The organism is Bremerella sp. JC817, assembly GCF_040718835.1.
Lineage (GTDB): Bacteria > Planctomycetota > Planctomycetia > Pirellulales > Pirellulaceae > Bremerella.
This window is the reverse complement of sequence record NZ_JBFEFG010000259.1, coordinates 170,646-191,078: the sequence shown is the minus strand read 5'-3', so window position 1 is coordinate 191,078 and position 20,433 is coordinate 170,646. Positions and strand designations below refer to the sequence as shown.

At 57.3% G+C, this 20,433-nt stretch carries 17 protein-coding genes; 7 read left to right on the top strand and 10 right to left on the bottom strand.

What is annotated here, in order from left to right:
- Positions 1 to 48: 48 nt before the first annotated feature.
- On the bottom strand, positions 49 to 1,341 hold the full coding sequence (locus AB1L30_RS05855; RefSeq protein ID WP_367012497.1) for a hypothetical protein: 1,293 nt from the start codon (positions 1,339 to 1,341) through the stop codon (positions 49 to 51).
- Between the two features lie 520 nt (positions 1,342 to 1,861).
- Between AB1L30_RS05855 and AB1L30_RS05850 the strand changes: the two genes are divergently transcribed.
- The 3 genes from AB1L30_RS05850 (at position 1,862) to smc (ending at position 8,288) form a co-directional block, all read left to right on the top strand.
- A complete protein-coding gene (locus AB1L30_RS05850; RefSeq protein ID WP_367012496.1) occupies positions 1,862 to 2,635 on the top strand; it encodes a 3-ketoacyl-ACP reductase in 774 nt (257 codons plus the stop codon).
- A 214-nt stretch (positions 2,636 to 2,849) separates the two neighbouring features.
- Positions 2,850 to 4,625: a flagellar basal body P-ring protein FlgI gene (locus AB1L30_RS05845; RefSeq protein WP_367012495.1), complete on the top strand. Its 1,776-nt coding sequence runs from the start codon at positions 2,850 to 2,852 to the stop codon at positions 4,623 to 4,625.
- A gap of 60 nt (positions 4,626 to 4,685) precedes the next feature.
- On the top strand, positions 4,686 to 8,288 hold the full coding sequence (gene smc, locus AB1L30_RS05840; protein ID WP_367012494.1) for a chromosome segregation protein SMC: 3,603 nt from the start codon (positions 4,686 to 4,688) through the stop codon (positions 8,286 to 8,288).
- Positions 8,289 to 8,308: 20 nt separating this feature from the next.
- Here the strand turns inward: smc and AB1L30_RS05835 are convergent, their stop codons facing one another.
- The 5 genes from AB1L30_RS05835 to AB1L30_RS05815 all read right to left on the bottom strand — a co-directional run bounded on the left by AB1L30_RS05835 (position 8,309) and on the right by AB1L30_RS05815 (position 12,582).
- On the bottom strand, positions 8,309 to 8,860 hold the full coding sequence (locus tag AB1L30_RS05835; protein WP_367012493.1) for a hypothetical protein: 552 nt from the start codon (positions 8,858 to 8,860) through the stop codon (positions 8,309 to 8,311).
- A 68-nt stretch (positions 8,861 to 8,928) separates the two neighbouring features.
- Entirely contained in the window at positions 8,929 to 10,053 is a 1,125-nt protein-coding gene (locus tag AB1L30_RS05830) for a cell division protein ZipA C-terminal FtsZ-binding domain-containing protein (RefSeq protein WP_367012492.1), read from the bottom strand.
- A 99-nt stretch (positions 10,054 to 10,152) separates the two neighbouring features.
- Positions 10,153 to 11,034: a hypothetical protein gene (locus AB1L30_RS05825; protein WP_367012491.1), complete on the bottom strand. Its 882-nt coding sequence runs from the start codon at positions 11,032 to 11,034 to the stop codon at positions 10,153 to 10,155.
- The gene (locus AB1L30_RS05820) at positions 11,031 to 11,603 is read right to left on the bottom strand and encodes a hypothetical protein (RefSeq protein ID WP_367012490.1); all 573 of its coding nucleotides are present in this window, start codon (positions 11,601 to 11,603) and stop codon (positions 11,031 to 11,033) included. Before AB1L30_RS05820 ends, AB1L30_RS05825 begins: the two co-directional genes overlap by 4 nt.
- A gap of 43 nt (positions 11,604 to 11,646) precedes the next feature.
- The gene (locus AB1L30_RS05815; RefSeq protein WP_367012489.1) at positions 11,647 to 12,582 is read right to left on the bottom strand and encodes a hypothetical protein; all 936 of its coding nucleotides are present in this window, start codon (positions 12,580 to 12,582) and stop codon (positions 11,647 to 11,649) included.
- 872 nt (positions 12,583 to 13,454) lie between these two features.
- Between AB1L30_RS05815 and AB1L30_RS05810 the strand changes: the two genes are divergently transcribed.
- Positions 13,455 to 14,027, top strand: a complete 573-nt coding sequence (locus AB1L30_RS05810; RefSeq protein ID WP_105353146.1) for a helix-turn-helix domain-containing protein — start codon at positions 13,455 to 13,457, stop codon at positions 14,025 to 14,027.
- A 143-nt stretch (positions 14,028 to 14,170) separates the two neighbouring features.
- On the opposite strand, the gene AB1L30_RS05805 is transcribed toward AB1L30_RS05810, so the two are convergent.
- Entirely contained in the window at positions 14,171 to 15,118 is a 948-nt protein-coding gene (locus tag AB1L30_RS05805) for a DUF1559 domain-containing protein (protein WP_367012488.1), read from the bottom strand.
- Positions 15,119 to 15,176: 58 nt separating this feature from the next.
- The gene (locus tag AB1L30_RS05800) at positions 15,177 to 15,596 is read right to left on the bottom strand and encodes a hypothetical protein (RefSeq protein ID WP_367012487.1); all 420 of its coding nucleotides are present in this window, start codon (positions 15,594 to 15,596) and stop codon (positions 15,177 to 15,179) included.
- A 636-nt stretch (positions 15,597 to 16,232) separates the two neighbouring features.
- Here AB1L30_RS05800 and moaC point away from each other — a divergent pair.
- From moaC to AB1L30_RS05785, 3 genes are all read left to right on the top strand, one after another.
- Positions 16,233 to 16,724: a cyclic pyranopterin monophosphate synthase MoaC gene (gene moaC, locus AB1L30_RS05795; protein WP_367012486.1), complete on the top strand. Its 492-nt coding sequence runs from the start codon at positions 16,233 to 16,235 to the stop codon at positions 16,722 to 16,724.
- 19 nt (positions 16,725 to 16,743) lie between these two features.
- A complete protein-coding gene (locus tag AB1L30_RS05790) occupies positions 16,744 to 17,751 on the top strand; it encodes a polyprenyl synthetase family protein (protein WP_367012485.1) in 1,008 nt (335 codons plus the stop codon).
- 223 nt (positions 17,752 to 17,974) lie between these two features.
- On the top strand, positions 17,975 to 19,024 hold the full coding sequence (locus tag AB1L30_RS05785) for an alpha/beta hydrolase-fold protein (protein ID WP_367012484.1): 1,050 nt from the start codon (positions 17,975 to 17,977) through the stop codon (positions 19,022 to 19,024).
- Here the strand turns inward: AB1L30_RS05785 and AB1L30_RS05780 are convergent.
- A complete protein-coding gene (locus AB1L30_RS05780; RefSeq protein WP_367012483.1) occupies positions 19,009 to 19,635 on the bottom strand; it encodes a hypothetical protein in 627 nt (208 codons plus the stop codon). The genes AB1L30_RS05785 and AB1L30_RS05780 overlap by 16 nt on opposite strands.
- Positions 19,636 to 19,873: 238 nt before the next feature.
- Positions 19,874 to 20,356 carry a transcriptional regulator NrdR gene (nrdR, locus tag AB1L30_RS05775; protein ID WP_345095615.1) on the bottom strand — a complete coding sequence of 161 codons (483 nt, stop codon included), beginning with the start codon at positions 20,354 to 20,356 and terminating at the stop codon, positions 19,874 to 19,876.
- Positions 20,357 to 20,433 lie beyond the last annotated feature (77 nt).

Genomic DNA, 20,433 nt, shown 5'->3' with positions numbered 1-20,433 from the left:
CCGCTTCGTCGCAGCTTTCAGCATAACCGATGAGGAGAAAATGTTCGGCTAAGGTTGCTGCTCTTGCCACCACGCGGCTGCTTTCGCCTGGCAATCGGCGGCCTGACCATCGGTGCTGGGATAGCTGGTGGTGGTCTTTCGGCGATAGATCCGCTTGTTCGCGATGGCCTCGAAGATCTGCACGCAGCAATCGCCATAGGTCAGCAGATGAATATCATCGTCCGAAGCGATTCGCCAATAGCCGAAGCAGCGCGTGGGACGCGTGTCGTCCATATGCTCGATCAAAGCCGGAATCGCGGCGGTGCCCAGCTTGCGGAGTTCGTCCGCCGGGTTGGGTGGAGCCGTTTCTCCCTCCGGAACGGTCGGCACCAGCAAGACATTGCACATGCCAGGCTCGGTTTGCTGGCGAGCATTATGGTCTCGCAGTTGATGCATCCAATAGGCAACCTGTTGGTCGACCGGCATCGATGCAATTTCATCGGCCCGGGGTTCTTCCCAGTCGATATCTTCTTCGATCAAACGTTGATAGCTGGTCGCCATTTGGTCCGCTTCCGGCTGCAGCTTGTTTTTGGGAAGCGACAGAATCTGCTGCCATAACGCGAGTAGTTCGCCTCGTGAAATCCCCGCTCTGCCACGGCGGATGGCGCTCGTCCTCAGTTCTCGGGCTTGATGCTCGACTAAGAATTGATCGAGATCCTGCTCGGCTTCACGATACTTTTCGAGGTAGGCTTTGTGCTGATCGCGGGCCAGCTTGTGCAACTGGTTGGCTATTTCGATTTCGCCATGATCGAAGGCGTAGGCCGCGTACTTGGCACTATCGACCAGGTTTCGCATTGCGTCCTTCTTGTCGTAGGCAAACTGATCTGCCCGGTTCATGAACCCAACGTCGATCGCCGGTGGCCACCCTTTAAGCTGATACTCACACATCTCGGTGAAGTCGCACTCTTCGATCTCCCAGGCCGTCATGAAACCAGGATCTTGATCGTGGCGAATCTTCATGCTCACGATTCTTCCATTCGGATCACGTTCGACCTTTTCAACTTCTGGCCGCGTGACGCCTGGCTTCGGTTTGCGAAACCGCTGCAGTTCCCCTTCCCAGGTCAAGATCTGAAGCTGTTCGGCATCATCGTCCATCCGCCAGCCGCGGTGTTTGAGATCGTAGTCGTAGGGCCCGGTCTCGAACTCGATCCAATCTTTCCCGGCGATCGAAGGGACACTGGCTGGCCGAAACAACTGCCCCCATTGCCCCATCTGCTCGGCAGGTTCGGCTGAAAAAGCTGCTGTGGCCGCACCGAGGGCGATCGCGAAGACGAGAGTTTGGGCGTAACGATGGGCTGGCATAGCGAACGATTCTTCTACCGGTTTTCACTTCGTCAATGAACAGGACCGGGCGCCATGGTACCTCTTGTGATATTCGATTCCCAGCGACAGTCTGCCAGCCAGCGTCAATCGGTTTGTTAAATCGGGGCTGAATGGACCAATTCGCCAATGCTTAGCTGGCGAAAAATTTTTTAGAAATCGGTCGTGACACGGACCTGGGGATTTCGTATTTACTCCCCCGTCGCTGACACAAAGTGGCGACAGGTTACAGGAAATGGACATCGGAAGTCCTTTGTCGTTGGTAGTTTGCGGGAACTGCCTGCCCCCCCTCCTGGGCTGAAGCTCATACTTGTCAAGAATATACGGCTACTGGGTCGGCCGTCTTGGCAAGTGCTTCACAGAGGGCTTCCGGTCAGACCTCTGGAGCTTGGGTCATTTGCTCCAGAGGTCGCCTCCACCGACGGGGCGAGAGATTCTACGATGAATCCTCGCCCCGTTTTTTTATGCGCCTTCGTAATCTATCTTTGACGAGTCCTTTCCCATGTCGAATCCTGTTGCCATCGTCACCGGCAGTTCCCGAGGAATCGGTCGAGCGATCGCCCTGCAACTGGCGGCCGACGGTTTTTGTGTCACGGTCAATTACAATTCGAGCCCGGATGCCGCCAACGAAGTGGTCGCCCAGATCGAAGCGGCTGGCGGCGCGGCCATTGCCGTTCAGGCAAGTGTCGCTTCGCCGGAAGGCCGGGCCCAACTGCTCGAGCAGACGTTGGCCAAATGGCAGCGGCTGGATGTTCTGGTCAATAACGCCGGCATCACCTCGCCAGGCAGACTCGACCTGTTGGAAGCAACGCCTGAGAACTGGGACCTGGTGCTCGATACCAACCTGAAGGGCCCGTTCTTCCTCTCTCAGGCCGCCGCCAACAGCATGCTCGGCCAGATCGAGCAAGGCATCATCGCCGGCGGAAAGATCATAAATCTGTCCTCCCTTTCGGCCTATGCCAGTAGCCCTAACCGGGCCGATTACTGCATTGCCAAGGCGGGCCTGGCGATGATGACCAATTTGTTCGCCGATCGGCTGGGGGACGAGAAGATTCAAATTTTTGAAGTCTGCCCCGGTGTCATTGCCACCGACATGACAGGTCCTGTCAAAGAGAAATACGATCAGCAAATCGCCGATGGCCTGAGCCCGATCAAACGATGGGGCCAGCCAGAAGATGTTGCCAAGGCGGTTTCGGCCATCTGTGCCGACTATTTTCCGTTCAGCACCGGCCAACGGATCAACGTCGACGGAGGGTTCCATCTTCGTCGCCTGTAAGCATCCATGTCGCCTTGTACGAGGCCGCTGCAATCCTGGCAGCGGTCTAAGGCGGCGGCAGGTTACCCGACGGGATCGGTCTTCCGCGGGTGGTCGCCTGAAAATCTGATCTTGACCGGTGCTATCAGTTTCTTCTATGGTCTCGGGCGAAATGGTCTTTCGGGAAAGGAATTCCCTAGGCCAAACCGTAGGTTTATCGACGGATCTGCACCTAATGGCACCGCACGGACGCTCTCATACGGCACGTTATCTACTTCTCAGTCTGATGATCGGCGGATCATTGGTCACCGCAGGCTGCATCAGCCCGTGGACCAGCAAAGAAGTAGATGAAAAGCAACCTTCCCACGAGTGGGACAAAGTTCGGATGGTCGGCGATCTGACCGTTCCGGGCGGTCTTAACACGGCCGTGGTGAAAGGGGTTACGCTGCTGACCGGGCTTCGTGGCACCGGTAGCGATCCACCTCCCTCCCCTGCCCGCGATCTGCTGCTGAATGAAATGCGCGTTCGCGAAGTCGATCAGCCGCAAATGTGGATGAAAAATCCCAACACCGCGCTGGTCATGGCAGAAGCCGTGATTCCTCCTGGGGCTCGCAAAGGGGACACCATCGATGTCCGCATTCTCGCTCCGGCAGAAACCGACACGGTTAGCATCGAACATGGTTACGCCCCGGAAACTCGCCTCTCGGAAATGGCGTTCCTTGGTGGTCGCCCTCGTACCGGTAACGTTGTCGCCAAAGCGTCGGGCCCCGTCGTGCTCGATAGCGTTGTCGAAGGCAACTCTGGCAAATCGAACATGACACGCGGCTACATCCTGGGTGGCGCCGTGATGGAAGAAGAACGCCCGCTGGGCCTTGGTTTGATTGAAGGCCAGGCCTCGATCGCCGCCAGTGCTAATATCGGTACGGCGATCAACAACCGCTTTTACATGTACCGCAACGGCAGCAAGCAAGGTGTCGCCACGCCGAAGACCGACAAGTTCATCGCGTTGGACGTGCATCCGCTGTACGAAGGCAACATCAACCGCTACATGCGAGTGATTCGCTTCATCCCGATCGCTCAAGGAACCCAGTTCCGCCGTCGCCATATCATCGAGTGTGAAGCAGAACTTCTCCAGGAAGAAACCGCCCAGGCCGGTGCGTTGAAGCTGGAAGCGGTCGGCAAAGAAGGGATTCCTTCGCTCAAGAAGGGGCTATCGTCGAACAGCGAATTGGTCCGCTTCTGTTCCGCGGAATCGCTGGCGTTTTTGAGCGATCCTGCTTGTATCGAACCTCTGACCGAAGCGGCTCGAACCCACAACGGTTTCCGTTACCGTGCTTTGGTGGCGTTGGGCTCGTTTGACGACCTGGATGTGATCGATAGCCTGGAAGGCCTGCTGCACGCAGAAAGCGCGGAAGCTCGTTACGGGGCGTTCGATCAGTTGAAGAAGCGTTCGGCTGTGCTCCCTTCGGTGGCGGGCGATCTCTTGGAGAACGCCGTGCACATGCACCTGGTCCGTTCCGCTTCTACCCCACTGGTCCACTTCCGCTTGAAGGATCGGCCCGAAATCGTCATTTTCGGCAACGAAGTCCGTTTGGAAGGGGATGTCGCTTATATTGGTCCGGAAGGCCTGACAATTCGCTCGGATGGGCATCGTAAGCTCCGAATTGTCCGCTTCCAGCCCGATGGCAGCGAACTGGAGCAATACTGCTCGAGCGAGCTGAAGGACGTAATCAAGTCGCTGGCGACCATCGACTGTGGCTACGGCGAAATTGTCCGCACGGTCTTTGCCCTCCGAAACGAGGGGTATTTGAACGTTCGCGTCGAAGTGAACGCCATGCCACGCCCAGACCGCAAGTACGTCCGCACCGAAGAACTGGAAGCGTCGGATAGCACTGAGGAATCGGTCACAGAGAACTTCACCCAGTCGGAAGAAATCCCCCAACCGGAAGAGTCGGCGGATGTGAAGACCTACGCTGACGGGGATGACGCCTTGATCCCAACGTTCGATTAGAGGACGCTGGTATGTTTGCCCTTGGTGTCCTATTAATCCGTCGCCGGTTCGGAGCCGACCATGCTGAAAGCCTTAGAGCTTCACGGCTTTAAGAGTTTTGCCGACAAGACTCGCCTGGAATTCCCTGAGGGAATCACGGTGGTTGTCGGCCCCAATGGTTCCGGCAAATCGAACATTGTCGACGCCATCAAGTGGGTTCTTGGCGAGCAAAGTGCCAAGAGCCTGCGTGGTAAGGAAATGGCCGACGTCATCTTCAAGGGCTCGGCCGCCCATGGACGCAAACCGATGAACGCCGCCGAGGCGACCATCGTGTTCGATAATTCCGAGGGAACTCTGCCGATCGACGCCCCCGAAGTCCACGTCACCCGGCGTGTGTTTCGGAGTGGCGAAGGCGAGTATCTGATCAATCGCCATCCGTGCCGCCTCCGCGATGTGAAAGACCTTTGCCGCGGCACCGGGATTGGCACCGACGCCTACAGTATTATCGAACAGGGAAAAGTCGATACGCTGCTTCAGGCTTCGCCCCGCGATCGCCGCGCCGTGTTTGAAGAGGCAGCCGGTATCAGCCGCTTCAAAGCGAAGAAGATCGAAACCCAGCGGCGGCTGGAACGTGTCGAGCAAAACCTGGTTCGCCTCTCCGACATCGTCGAAGAAGTCGGCTCGCGGTATCGCAGCATCAAAGCCCAGGCCGGCAAGGCTCAAAAATATCGCGAATACACCGAGCGGCTTCAGCTGCTGCGAACCGTCGTCGGGATGCAGGACTGGAACAGCCTTTCGGTTCGCGTCGATCAATACTCCAGCGAGCTGGAAGATCTCCGGAAGCAGCAAGCCAGCGCCCAAGAGATTATCGCCACGGCAGAAGCGGGCTTGGAAGGCTCCGAGGCCCGGCTCTTTGAACTGCAAAGTGCCCTGGCCGAAAAAGAAGAACAGCATGCCCGCCTGTCACAACGGCTCGCGACGATTCATTCTGCCTCCGGTATGCAGTACCGTCTACTGATCGATCTGGAGCAGGAGTCGGGCCATCTCTCGCTGAACCTGGTTCGCAACATCGCCTCCCTTCGGACGCTGTCGACCGAACTGGCTGCCTCGAAGCAGTATCTGGCCAAATCGCGTACGCAGCGCGACGTGGTCTCGGCCGACCTGGAAAGCGTGGAAGCGGCGACGCTTGAAGTTCAGACCGAAATCGAAGCCAAGCGGGAACAAGGTGAAGCTAATCGTCAGCAGCACCTGGAACTGCTGCGTCACGTTTCGACGCTCGACAATGCCCTGGGCGCGGTCAAGGCTCGTATCGAGTCGGACCGCAATCAGCTGGAAGGCATCGAGAAGGCGATCGAACGAGACGAAGTTCGCCTGGAGGAACATCGCAGCGAACTGGAGCAATTGACCGAGGACGAGGGAGGCCTGGTCGAACACCTGTCGACCGCTCAGGCCGACGTCACCGATGCGAAAGGCTTGCTGCGGCAGAAAGAACAAGAAGCGGCCGATATTCAGGCCGACTTGGATGCCTTGTCGCGTCGCCGCGCGGTCGCTGCCGAACGAGCCTCGGTGCTCGACGAACTGGAGCGGACCAGCGAAGGGGTGAACTCCGGCGTCAAGGAAGTCCTTTCCCGGGCCCGCGTCGAACGCTTGCCGCTGTTTCAGTCGGTCATCGGTTTGGTGGCGGACGTGGTGCGTGTCGATGTCGAATATGCCCGCTTAATCGAAATCGCCCTAGCCGATTCGGCCCAGTTGGTGCTGCTCGAAAGTGGCGACCTGCTGCAACAGGTACTCGAACGCGAAGTGATCTTCCCAGGCCGTGTCGGTCTGCTCGATCTGCAGGCACTGCCTACCCAGGCCATCGAAGAACCGGAAGGTCTTCGCGACGAGCCAGGCGTGCTGGGCAGTGCTCTCGACTTTGTTGAAGCGGAAGAAGAGTTTCAGCCGGTCGCTTCGTTCCTGCTGGGTGGCATCTGGTTTGTCGACAATGCCCGCAGTGCCTTGCAACTGCGAAAGCGTTACCAGCAGCCGCTGCGGTTTGTAACCCGCGACGGCGAAATGTTGGAAGCGGACGGCCGCGTTTATGCCGGCCCAACGACGAACGTGGGTGGTATCATTTCGCGACGCAGTGAACTGCGAGCGCTGCGGAACGAAGTCGAGAAGCTGGAAGAAGCCCACGAAAAGAAACTCGCTTCGCTGACCGACTTGCAAAATACAGTGTCGCAGCAGCGTCAATCGTTGGAAGAACTGGTCGGCCAGCAGCAGCAGGCGTCGTCGGTGTTGACGGAGCATCGCCTCGTCAAGCAGCGGCTCGAATCGCGGATTGCTGACGCCGACTCGGAGCTGTCGAAACGCCTGGAGCAGCGCCAAACCATCGAGACCCGCGTCGAGAACGATTCGAAGCAGCTCGAGCAGCAGGAAGTCGAACTCGCTTCGACCCGTCAGACCATTGCCGAGTTGGAAACCAACAGCGAACAACTCACGCAAATTCTGGGCGAACTGGAAGCGAGCCTCAGCGATAGCCGTAGCCAGATCACCGGCTTGAAGGTCGAGCTGGCCCGAGCCGAACAGCAAGTCGAGTCGCACGAGGCAACCAGCCAGCGTCTGCAAGAGAACCTGGCCGAGCGTACGCAGGCGATCGACGAGATCCATGGTTCGATCGAACAGAACCGCAAGAAGATCGAGAACCAGCAGTTGGAAATCTTGCGAGCTACCAGCGAGTACGCTTCGGCCATGCTCATGCTGAACGAATCGCAGGAAACGTTGGCGACCGAACGCTCGGTTCGCAAGCAACTGGAAAAAGAGAAGGCAGAACATACCAGCAGGCTGGTCGATGCCCGGCAGAAACAACGCACGGCTGACGATCAATTGCACCGCAAAGAGCTGGCCTTCACCGATCTGCGGCACGAACGAGGCACGCTCGAACGACGCCTTCGCGATGACTACGGGATTGAAATCTCCGAGACGGAACTCGATCTTGAAGCGGTCGAACTGCCTGGCGATCGAGCCGCCATCGACGAAGAGATCGCCGATCTGCGACGGAAGATCAGCAACATTGGTTCGGTCAACATGCAGGCCCTGCAAGAGCTGGACGAGTTTCAGACACGTTTCGAACAACTCGATGGTCAGTTAAAAGATCTGACCGAAGCGAAAGAGTCGCTCGAACGCATCATCAGCAAGATCAACGTCGACAGTCGTCGGCTATTCGAAGAAACGCTGGAGACCGTTCGCAGCAACTTCCAGGTCATGTTCCGCCGCGTGTTTGGTGGTGGGTCTGCCGACATCATCATTGAAGAAGGGGTCGATATCCTGGAAGCGGGGATCGACGTGATCGCTACTCCACCTGGGAAGAGCTCGCTGAACATCTCGCTGCTCTCCGGTGGTGAACGTGCCCTGACGGCGGTGACGTTGCTGCTGGCGATCTTCCAGTTCCGTCCGAGCCCGTTCTGTATTCTGGACGAAGTCGACGGTCCATTGGACGAAGCGAACATTGGCCGCTTCGTCGACGTGCTGAACGGGTTCCTCGATTGGACCCGCTTCGTGATCGTCAGCCACTCGAAAGCCACGATGGCCGCTGCGACCACGCTGCATGGCGTGACGATGCAGGAATCAGGCATCTCGAAACGAGTGAGCGTCCGCTTCGACGACGTCAATGAAACAGGCGACGGCGATGTCTCCGTCGCTTAGAACCAGCCGAACCAAAGCGGCTAGTGCGATTTCTCTAGGAGGCGAGCCAGGTTCCAAACGCCCAGCACGACACAGATCGCCAGGACCTTCATCATCAGGTCTAGTAGCGTTAGCTTGGGGCTCTCCGGCGGTTTCCGTTTCAGCGCCATAGCATTGAAGAGCGTTTGCTTCCAATAAAAGTTCGCCAAGAGTGCCGCTGTCGAAATGCAGAGGTACGCGAACATCGCGATTAACAGCCGGACGAAACCGGGCTCGATGTGCTGCGACCAGCCGGTCAGATATGTCAGCAACGCCCCGCCGCAATAGATCCCTGTCAGCAACGATGTCAGGATGCAAATACCCATGGCGAAACAGGTCGTGTCGAAGTTGCTGCGAACGATCGCATTATATTGCGAAAGGACGTAGAAGATCGCCAGTACCAGGATACCACACGCGACCATCCAATTCATTTCACGGAGGACTGGCAGGCGTTGCAGAATAAAGCCAACGACTACCAACGCGGCCAGCATGGCGATCGTCAGCACGACAATCTGCCAGGCATGAGGCCGCGGGAATGGTATTTCGCTCATCATGGCGGTTCGTCGAATTGGATGAGGGTCGGCTGATCGTCCGAGGTGGGGGCCCTGACGATCAGCCAGTTTTAGAACAGTTGCAGGGCACTGTCGCTTCCTGGCTGGAAGCCATTCTCGGTCAGGATGTCTGCCATTTGGCGAACCTCGTTCGTGGCATTTTCCAGAGACATCCGGTCTTCCCCCACCTGGTAATGAATCGTGCCGCCAAGTCGCTTCTGGGCGTAGTGGGCCGCCTTGTCCATTCGTGAAATCACCTCGAGCGGGGCGGCCGAGCGAGGAATGCTGAACAAGAAGATGAGGTCCTCGGTTTGCAGTTCGCCGGCAGCGATTTGCTCTGGCAGGAAGAACCCTGGCGGCGTGGTGCTTTCGACACTGAAGAAATAGTCGTCGCCGATTCCGCTGGGGTTGTCCCAGTGGAAGCAGTCCATGTCGCCCCAGATCAGCCCCAGGCAGTGCATCACGTCCCAGATGTCGCGTCCCTCGAAGACCGTTCCTTCGGGCGCCTGGAGTTGGATGATGAAGTACTTGTCGTAATCTTCCGGCAATACGGCCAGCTCTTCGGTCCGGGCAAAAGCTTCCTTCGGCAGGCGGCTTGGCGTGATGTTGGCAGCGATGGAATGTTCCTGCAAGACTGCGCTGGTCGCGTCCAGGCGTTTCTGGAAGCCGAGTTCATTACAGATCGACTCGGGCCCTTTCCAGGCCTGGAAATAATCCCAGGCAAGTTGAACCGCCGTGACCGATTCAGGCCCGTCGGCGGCAATTGCGTAGGTCCATTGATTGGTCTGGGCATCTTTGCCGAAGATTGTGGGACGTCCTTCTCCTTGGTCGAACGTTCCGTCGAAGATTTCCTTCAATTGGGCAACCGAGATCTGCTCGAGCTCGGTGAACTCGATTTCGATGACCCATTCGACGGCTGGGTTCGGAGCGTACTCGGCCTCTTCACTCTGGTTGCTTTCCAGATCCGGCAGATCGATCGGCTGGAGCAGATGGCTGACATCCTCGCTCCCTTGCAGAGACAAGACCGCTTCGGCACGAGCCTTCGTCTGGCTTTGCGTGCTGAGCACAAACTCTTCCATCGGATCTTGCTGCGACATACCACTTTCTCCACAACCCAAAAGTACAAGCATGCCCAGAAGCAGTGCTTGGCGAATCCAATTGCCAACCATTTTGACGTGGAATTGCGGCCAGGTCATCGTTAGCCTCGCGAAAAGAGGAATGGCATCGTTGTACTGAAGCGGCCCCTGGAAATCAATTCCCTGGGCTCGGCGGGCAAACGATTCCGCGGCGAACCCCTACCGGCTATGAGAATAATAAAACAGCCGTTCCTCGTCGCGGTCGTAGGTGATGGTAAGGCCTTGGTCTTCGACATGCCAATGGTATACCCAGCCGCTCTGGACGATGTGCGGGACCAGCGCCAGCGGCGTGGCCGGGTCTTCCGAGAGAATCTTAAGCGATGCTTGCGAGATGGGCTCGAATTCCCAGTCGTCGCGTTTGGCCTGCCAGGCAAGGAACGACGCTTCATCGAGGTGGCATTGATATCGAATCGTGTACGAAGTTCGCCGATACGTCACCTCCCGGGCACCAGAGGGCAGCCCCAGGGGCGTTTGCTGCGGATTGACTCGGATTCCCTCGTTCGGCTTGGTCAGTGGGATACCGATCCCCAGCACGACGGCCAGCACGCCAAACGCCAGTAGAAGTTCTTTCAAGCTGAAGCTTCCCGAAGCGGCCGGCCAATACCCTTCCGCGTTTGCGGCTCGAAGCTGGTGGTACCAACGCCAATGCGAAACAATCACCACCAGCACGGTAAGATCGATCGCGAGCACTACGGCCACAACCATAAGCGGCGATTGGCTTGATCTCAGTTCCGCAAAGCCAAGCGTCTGCGTGACCACCAGCACCAGACAAGCGGCGGCGACGCACATCGCCAGAATCCTCGCGGCTGCGCTAGAGTCATGGCGAAAGGTCGAGCGGTATTGTTGATAAAGGAAGTACAAGGCAGGCGGAACGAATAGCACCGAGCCCGCCGTAAAGCAGACCTCCCAATAGATCAGCCCTGGCAGCATGATACCGATCGTAGCCGCCGCCGCGCCGATGGTTATCAGCGCGGCCGATACCTGAACGAAGCCAGGTCTCGGTGCCGAGGGAATGGGAGCGATGGGCTGGGTTTCGTTCATGACACCTGCAATTGAACTCTTTGGATCGCGAATGCCAGTGCAACCAAGATCCCGGCGAACAAAGCGATCGCGTCGACGATCGTGAACGCCGGACCGATTTTAGCATCGGCGGCTGCATCACGTGCTTTCAGGCTTTGCCACCATTGTGCATTCAATACGAACCAGGTGATATCGCAGACGAAGGCAAGTAGCACGAGAACTAGAATCGCACCTTCAGCGACGCGAGAGTCGTGCTCGAACACTAAAAAGTGGGCAATATTGACGATCAATATACCGAATGGCCCGATGCAACTTGTAGCAAGGCTGATGATCGTCAGCAGTGCTGACATGATCATGCAGAAGCGGGCGGCAGAGGTTTTTTGGCGGAAAGTCGAGCGATATTGCTGCCAAGCCAGCATGCCTGGCCCAACAATGCTGCAAAGGACGAGCGTGGCTAACTCGAGACGATTGTGAATCAAATGTCCGCTCGAGTAGGTCGCGCCCAGCATGACCCCTGCGACCCAGAGCGAACCAAGAATGGTGCCGATCGCAAAAGCGATTTCGAGAACGTTGGGCCGTGGAGATTGCATGCCGCCAGCTTAGCAAGCGAAAGCTTACCGGTCGCGGATTTGGTCAATCGATCGCTTCCCGATGATAGTAGGTCCGCTGCTCTGGATCGTCCGGGACCCACTGCACTTCGTGGCGATAGCCATCCAGCGTCCAACGCACGACGTTGGCACCGTGTAGGTTTCGGTCTTGCAGAATGGATTGGGGATCGTATGACTCTGGTACCGGCGAAACCGAACTGGCGGGGGCTGCCTGCTGGTAGTCGAAATCGCGGGCCTTTGAATCGAGTTCGATTTGCGTCACCCATTGCTCGTTGTCTTCTGGGTGGGCGATCCACTCGGCAACGACCTCTCCGCTGGGAAGTTTCAGGAAGTGGATCTGTGTCGCCCCGATGGGTGTGTCGAAGGGAACCTCGCTCTTCGAAAGCCCACTCCCTTGAACGGGCAATTGACCCGGCACGGTGCTGCCGACCCCGCCGAATGGAAATGCCACTAGCGCCAGCACGGCGGTGATTCCCAGCAGTTCGTACAGCGTGAACGCATTGACTCGGCCGATAGGTTCGCCCGCTTTGCGTGCCTTCGACAGAATGGAAAGCCAGTTGGCATTCACCATCAATGAAATGATTGCCAGGCCGGTAGCCAGCAACTGTAAGATCGCCATTACAGAAAAGGAGGCCGCAGCGAACTGGCGGGTAAACGGATAGATGAGCAAAGGAAGGCCATGAATTATCAGCAGGGGTGCCAGAACGATGGCGACAAGGGTGGCGATGGACGAATGCCTAAACGTCGCCAGGTACTGCGCCACCAGCAGTCCCACAGCGATCAAGACGATGAAGCCGGCGATGCCGATCAACACCGGAAACTCGACAACCAACCGGGCACAGTAGCCGATCTGTAAGGCCAGAACAGCAATCAATGCGAGCGACACCGTTACCAGGTAGGCGGTGGGCTGAACGGGAGCAGGCTCGTCGGCAATTTTTTCTGGTTCTTCATCGGTGTTCATGCCACCCACGATACCAACCGCTGCTAGCTCGATCTATATGCAGCCTTACCAAAGATGTCGAACCGCATGGTAAGGCCGGGCGTATGAGTGTCATGCCTGCCTGAGAACGATCTGGCTTCTGGTCATCGGAAGCAACTGTCCAGGCAAAGTCGCCGGTTTTCGCGGTGCCAACGGTTCGGCTTGCCGTGGTACGAAACCAACAACCGGCAGTGGCCTTTTGATCGGCGTCCGCAAATAATTCCTTGCGCACGGACAATCCGCTAGCGGCAGAACATACCGTTAAAACCGGAACAATCTGCACGATCTGGCCGTGACGTTGGTGGCGAATTTGAAGATCGCACCAAACAGATCGGAAAGATGCTAAAGAAAGTACCCCCGAAACTTCGAAATTAACCTTCGGAAGGCCTGTTACACACTTCCCGATTGCAGCACTTGTTGCAATTGGCGTGGGTAGTCAGCCGGCCAAGGGGGGAATCTATAACAAGCTGAAGCTTGCGCATCAGAGCGTGACCTCGCTCCTGCGTCAGTTGTTCTGTTTGGGATTCTCCCATTGGTCACCGCATCGCCGAACCGCTGCGAGAGAGGTGAATGAGGTTTGTTCTTCGGAACGCTCCTTGTGAACTAAGTCGTGAGTAGTGGATCCGGTTTCCGCTTGAACGGCGCGGTTCAGAAGGATCTGAGTACGAGCCACAAGAGAAGCAGCGTTTGTAGCGCCCTGACCCAGACATTGACGATAGACGACTCTCCCATAGCCGTGAGCGAGGGATCGCCAGAGGAGTCCAAGTCGGAGATGAGGGGCGATTTTCGTGTTTCCGTCAGAACCGGAAGCACAGTGGAGGTCAACTCAACGAAAGAGTAATGGAGAGCCTGTGATGAAGGTCTTCACAACAGGACAGGTCGCAAAGATCTGCAAAGTGGCCCCCCGCACTGTCAGTAAGTGGTTCGATTCGGGCCGCCTTAAGGGGTATCGTATTCCTGGATCCCAGGACCGACGCATCCCGCGGGAATATTTGATTAAGTTCCTGAAAGAACACGGAATGCCCCTTGGCGACTTGGAAGACGAAGCCATGGCCAAGGTGCTGATCGTTGCTCAGGACCAGGTATTGGTGGAAAATCTACGTCGCGAACTTCCGCTCGAAAAAGCATTCAAGGTCTGCGTGGCCGCGAGTGGTTTTGAGGCGGGAATTCAAGCCGAAGGTTTTCACCCGGACTGCATTATCGTGGATTTCTCGATCGGACGTATCGAGGCATTGCAGATTTGCCAGAATCTGCGTCGGAATCCGGACTTCGCGGAAACGATTCTGATCGCCTTGTTGCCCGATGATGGAAGCTCTATGAGCTTCGATCGCTCCACGATTAATGAGACGTTCAAGAAGCCGTTTGACGCGGCTCTGCTGGCTGAACGACTACGAACCTTGATCGGTGCAAAGAAGGAATTGGTTTAACGACCAATACCTTGAGGGTTACCACAATCCGAGCTTAAAAAAACGCCGCGATGCAAGTCGCGGCGTTTTTTTTGCGCGCTGCCGGCACGCTTGAATCACCGACTGGACGTACTCTGCGCGCCCAGCCAACAACTACCGTGGGATTAGAGCTGACCCAGCACGTTGCCGTCGTCGCGGTTGCTTAGGTTACGCCACGTGCTCAAGTCGATGGTCTCGGCAATGAAGCGAACCGAACCATCTCCGAGTGCCGTCTGGACGCCGCCGGGATGCTGACTGCGGGCAGCAACATTGAACCACAAGCCCTGGTATTGGCAGTCAGGGCTGAACGGATTCGGCGTGTACTGGGTGTTGAAGAAGACGTCAATGTACTTGCTGATCAACCACGAGTCGCCGTTGCGCTCGTCGGTCGCTTCGGTCAGCGTTCCCGAGATGCATGACGGCCGTGTCGAGTTGTTCGAGTACCACTTGCCGTGCAAGATCTCGGCGATTGCCATCGTGTTGGAAAGGCCGTCGGTGACATCGGCGAATCGCATATCGCCGTTGGCTGCCATGATCCCCTTCCCTTTCTGAGGCCCGATCACGGCTCCCCAACCTTGGTTATTGATATCATTGCCACCCACGTTCCAGGCATGCCCCACGCACGCAGCGTAGTCGGTTGGTGCCGTTTCTTTGGTTGTGGTCGTCCTTGGATCGTCGGCGCTGCTCGGGCAGCGATACGCGGCGATTTCGATCTTGGCGATATCTGGGTTCGAGGTGTCGTAGCTGTTGTTGGTGTAGTTCACCTGGGCATGCAAAGCGACTTGTTCGATCTGCGGCAGAATCCGGGCCAGCCAGGTCGTGCGGTTGGAAGACCATGGCGAACCATCATCGACAATCAACGCCCCGATCGGAAAGCGTCCGAAGGAATCGTGATAGGTGTGCATGGCCAGCGCCATCTGTTTCAGGTTGTTGGCACACTGCATCCGGCGAGCGGCTTCACGGGCCTGTTGAACCGCCGGTAGCAGCAAGGCAATCAGCACGCCGATGATCGCAATGACCACCAGCAGTTCGACCAGCGTGAAACCCGGTCGCGACTTGGTACGAGTCGACATGATACGGCTCCTTGATGAAAGGAATGATGAAGGGGCGTAAGTCGGAGTCGGCGAGGTGTTAATTGTCGAGTGAGAAGTCGATGTTCTGGTCCCCGGCCTCGACCGTGACGGTCAATATCGAGTTGACGTTGTACTTCGGTGGAATGAACTGGATGAACTCTTCGACCTTCTGGCCGGTGGTGATGTCGGTCACGATCTTGCCGGAAGGCTTGTCGCCGAAGATCTGCACCTGGCAGTCCCCAATCGGTGCACCCCGGCGATCGTTAACGTCCGATTCCGAGTCGTAGATGCCATCGGTGATCTTCAAGGCGATGGGCGAGACATCGGACGGGATGAACATGATCACTCCGGTTTCGATCGGTTTGCCGTCGTAAGTGACGGTTCCTTTCACGGCTGCGCGAGGAATTCCGTCGCCGCCACAGCCAGCCAGAGTGAAAACCAAACAAGAAAACGCCAGGGCGTAGAATCGTGCTCTCATAAGACGATCGAATCTCGATAGGAAAGGTGAATGATCGCGGGAAGAGACCCTTCCAGGGCCTACAGACGCGCACAGCTCGGCCTGAGTCAGGTGAAGTGTGGCAGTGGGTTGGCAATCGGCGAGATCGTCAGCAGCTATGGCTAAGAAAGGGAGACGCCCGAGTGGGGTCGGCAAATTTGCTCGAGGGAAAAACCCATCCCTTTAGGTGGCTTTAGTGCTGCTTTCGTTGTAGTAGTTCCCTAATGGGGTGTAAATAGAAAAAACGCGAGAAAGCCATAAAAGTGTTCCGGTGCTTTTCTGACTTGCGTATTCTTCCCTGCTGCTCATCGGGAACGGATGTCACGAACTGAAATGCGAGTCATTGCCGTGAGATTGGCGATAAAGCCTTTCTCCTGCGGTGGACTGTGGGCATTCGCTTCTTTTTTCGGACCCTGCTGGCCGAAACCGAGTTATGCCGATTCTCTGTGGTGCGGTTTTGCTCCTCAGAGGGGCAGATTGCAGCGGCGAAAGCTCAGTAGAGGACGACTTTCCGAAGGTTGTTGCCTGTCGTACTGGAAAACGCGAGAACGCCCCTACTGGAAATGGCCAAATCGCCGTAACATGGAGGAATTCGCGGTTTTACGTTTCGAGGGGCCAATGGCCGAATTCACGCATCTCGATAGCTCTGGCGCGGCTCGCATGGTCGACGTAGGGCAAAAGCAGGCAACCCTGCGAGAAGCGGTGGCCGAAGCTTGTGTGAAAATGGAAACCGCTACGGCTGAAGCTATTCGCGAGAGCCGAAACAAGAAAGGGGAAGTGCTGCAAGTCGCCCGTCTGGCCGGCATCATGGCTGCCAAGCGAACCGACGAGCTGATTCCCCTCTGTCACGGACTTCCTTTGGAAAGTGTGGAAGTGTCGTTTGAGTTCACCGAACCGGCGATCCTTCGCATTACCACCGTGGCCCGCGTGACCGCCAAGACTGGTGTCGAGATGGAAGCGATGACGGCTGCTTCCGTTGCCGCCCTGACCGTATACGACATGTGCAAGGCGATCGATCGATCGATGGAAATCCTGCATGTCCGCCTGATGAAGAAGTCAGGCGGCAAGTCAGGTACCTACCAGCGACCTGCCGATCAAAAAGCCGAGTAGAAAGCGAATCGAGATCAACGTGAATCCTGCTACCAATCAAACTCCGGCGGCTCCGAGTGCCGATGCATTGATGCGTTGCTACGGTGGGATCGGCAGCGACCTGACTGAGGTCGAAGCGATTCTGAAGCGTGAGATGTCGTCGAAGTTTCCGGCCGTGAGCGACATCGTCTCGTACGGTTATCTGCTTGGTGGCAAGCGATTGCGGCCAGCGTTGGTCCTGCTGTGCGGCCAGGCCTGGAGCGGTCTGTCAGCCGACCATCACAAGCTGGGCGCTGTGCTCGAGATGGTTCACACCGCGACGTTGATTCATGACGACGTGCTGGACGGGGCCGATACCCGTCGCCATCTGGAAACGATTCATCACCGCTGGGGCACCGAATCGAGCGTGCTCGTCGGTGACTTCCTCTTCACGCACGCCTTTTATCTGGCCAGCACCCTGCCGACCACCTTGGCCGCGCAGAAGATCGGTCAGGCCACCAACGTGGTCTGCGAAGGGGAACTTCGCCAGATCACCACCAAGGGACGCTTTGACCTGGCCGAAGAAGAATACCTTTCGATCATCGAAGCCAAGACCGCCGTCTTGTGCCAATGTGCGTGCGAACTGGGAACCCTTTACGCCAACGCTCCGGAAAATGCGAGTAGACAGGCCGCCGAGTATGGTCGTTGCCTCGGGATCGCATTCCAGATTGTCGACGACTTGCTCGACATCGAAGGGGACACCGATCGCACTGGCAAGACGCTCGGTACCGACCTTGCCCAGCGCAAGCCAACCTTGCCGATCATCCATGCGTTGAAGGTGGCCCCGCCAGAAACCAAGAAGCAGATGCTGGCCGCGCTGCAAGCCGAGACGCCAGACGCTGCCCAGGTCATGGCCTGGCTGGAAGAGTTCGACAGCGCCGCATACGCCCGTGAAACGGCAATTCGCTACGTCGAGACCGCTCTCGGTTCGCTTGCAGAATGGCCCGACAACGACGCGACCGCCGCGCTGCGTCAACTGGCGGAATTCGTTCTGAAGCGTTGCTACTAATCGCAACGCTATAAAAACATGTCACCCCAGGCAGGCGACCCTCCGCCCTGCCCTTCTTGGCACGTGGCCGCCGCTTGAAAATCAGCTGCTGCGGCCCGGCGACGCCGTACGATCTTTGGCGTGAAACCCTACCGGCAAGAGACTTTTGCCGGGCGGTGGTGTATTCTGAAGGGATCCCCACACCATCCTTCTAGTCCCTCACTCCGAATCAGGACCCCTCCTCATGCCTTGTCGCTGGACTGCTCGTGCTGCACTGCTGCTGTTGACTTGCCTTCTCGTTTCGACCGCTACCGCGGAAGACCCGGCCCCTTCGCTGGCCGACCCAACGGCCAATGGCGACTTCGTGATTGGGCCCGATTATCATGTCGACCCCGACCTGACCGACCAAGGCAATCCGAAGGGAAAGCTGTTCGAGTTTTCGATGCCACTGGCCGAAAGCAAGATCTTCGACGGGAAAGACGCGACGCTCGATCCGAAGAAAGATGTCCGCACCGAGCGCAAGATTTTCGTCTATGTGCCAGCCGCCTATCAGGATGGAACGAAGGCCCCGGTCTTGGTCACCTTGGATGGCCCGAGCCGCTTGGACCTGGTGCGGAACGCGCTGGATAACCTGACGATCTCGAAAGATCCCAACCGCAAGCTTCCACCGTTTATCGTCGTTTCAGTGCAGAACGGGGGCAACGACAGCTACGGCAGTCAGCGTGGTCTCGAGTACGATACCATGTCGGATCGTCACGCTCGTTTCATCAACGACGAAGTCTTGCCGGCCGTGCTGAGCAATCCGCAGATCAAAGCGGCTTACCCGCACATTGCGATCACCGAAGACCCCTGGGGCAAGGCGATCATGGGCTGCAGTTCCGGTGGCGCGGCAGCGTTGACGGCTGGATGGTTTCGCCCCGACTTGTTCCGCCGCTTAATCACTTACAGCGGAACCTTCGTCGACCAGCAAGATGACGACGCCGCGGAAGAAAAGACCTATCCGCTCGGGGCGTGGGAATACCACTCGAACATGAAGCTGATCGAGAACGCCGACAAGAAGCCGCTGCGAATCTTCACCCACGTTTCCGAGAACGACAATCGCGCCAAAGACCCGGAAGAAACCTATCACAATTGGGTGATGGCCAACTACCGCACCGCCGCCGCGCTCAAGGCGAAGGGTTACGACTATCGCTTTATCTTCAGCAAAGCGACCCGTCACTGCGATCAGAAGGTCTATCAGCAGACCCTCGCCGATACGCTGGTCTGGGCCTGGCACGGCTACGGCAGCAAGTAAGTCGACGGTGGCAATTGAAGTGACGCGCGGATCGCTTTGACCCGCGCTTGGTGATAGTGCGTCGCGAAGCCAATCTGTAAGGCAACCAGCAGCACAAAGATCAACAAGTGCCAGGCCGAGAACTGATGATGCGGTTCTGCCTTGGCACCCAGTTGATAACATTTTCTCAGGCTCCTCGTCCAATCAAGCTGCACCAGGCACAAGAGCGCCAGCGGAATGACCAGCACGAAGATCGGAGCAGTTCGCCATATTTGCGTGCTGGACCAGACGAGCGTGAAAAGTCCCAGGTTCAAGCCCACCAGCATTACAAGGCCCAGCATCGCCAATGCGATCGCACTGGCGACCCAGCTTCGTAAGAAGACGCCGATGTACTGCAAAAGGACCAGCGCCCCGAACCAACTGACCGACAGCATCGCCAGGAACAGAAATCTTCGCGACGGGAACAGAAGAAACTCGACGATCGAAATGGTCGAGAGGATCAGCGAGCCGGCGATCATCGCGATCGACATCACCACCAGGAACAGCGAGGGACTGGGGAGCGTGATCGGTTCGACCGGCTTTTCCCAATGCCGCTCTTCCGGCGTGAGCGTGGACGCGTCGAAGAACTCCATCTGCCAGTCCTTTCAAGCTGAGGAGTGATCGGTCAGAAACGTGATAGGGCCGCTTTCTTTGGTTATGCCCGATCACCGCAACGAATGCCAGCGAAATGAGTCCTTGGCTGCCTAACTAGGCTCGCTGACTACGCATCCCGTAGGTTTGCTGCAGGTCGGCATCGCTGACCAACGGCAAAGTCCTCAGGCAGGCCTGCGATTTCGCGTAGAACGCGTCGGCCGTGAAGCAGCTGCCAGGTTAGCTGGAAGGCTTCGGCACGCTGGGGGCGTACTTTTTAAGCATCGGTTGCAACTCGTCGACGAAGTCGCGAACGTCTTTGAACTCGCGATAGACGCTGGCGAATCGGACGTAAGCGACCTGATCGATCGCGTGCAGATGCTGCATCACCATCTCACCAATCAGACGGCTTTCGACTTCCCCTTCGTACTGCGAATAGATTTCGCTTTCGACGGCCGCGACGATCCCTTCGATCTGGGCTTCGCTGATGGGACGCTTCCAGCATGCCAGGGCCAAGCCCCGCTTGATCTTCTCCGGAGCAAACGGTTCGCGAACGTTGTCCTTCTTGATGATCTTGATATCCAACTCTTCCACACGTTCGTAGGTCGTGTAGCGGCGTTTGCAGCCCAGACACTCGCGTCGGCGGCGAATCGAGAAACTGTCCTGGCTTGCGCGTGAGTCAATCACACGGTCGTTGTCGGCTCGACAGAACGGGCATCGCATAGGGCATACTCGAAATCGCGGGACCAACCACCAAAAAGTTATGGAAGGGCCGCCAGGGAAACAGCTTCAATCTTCAT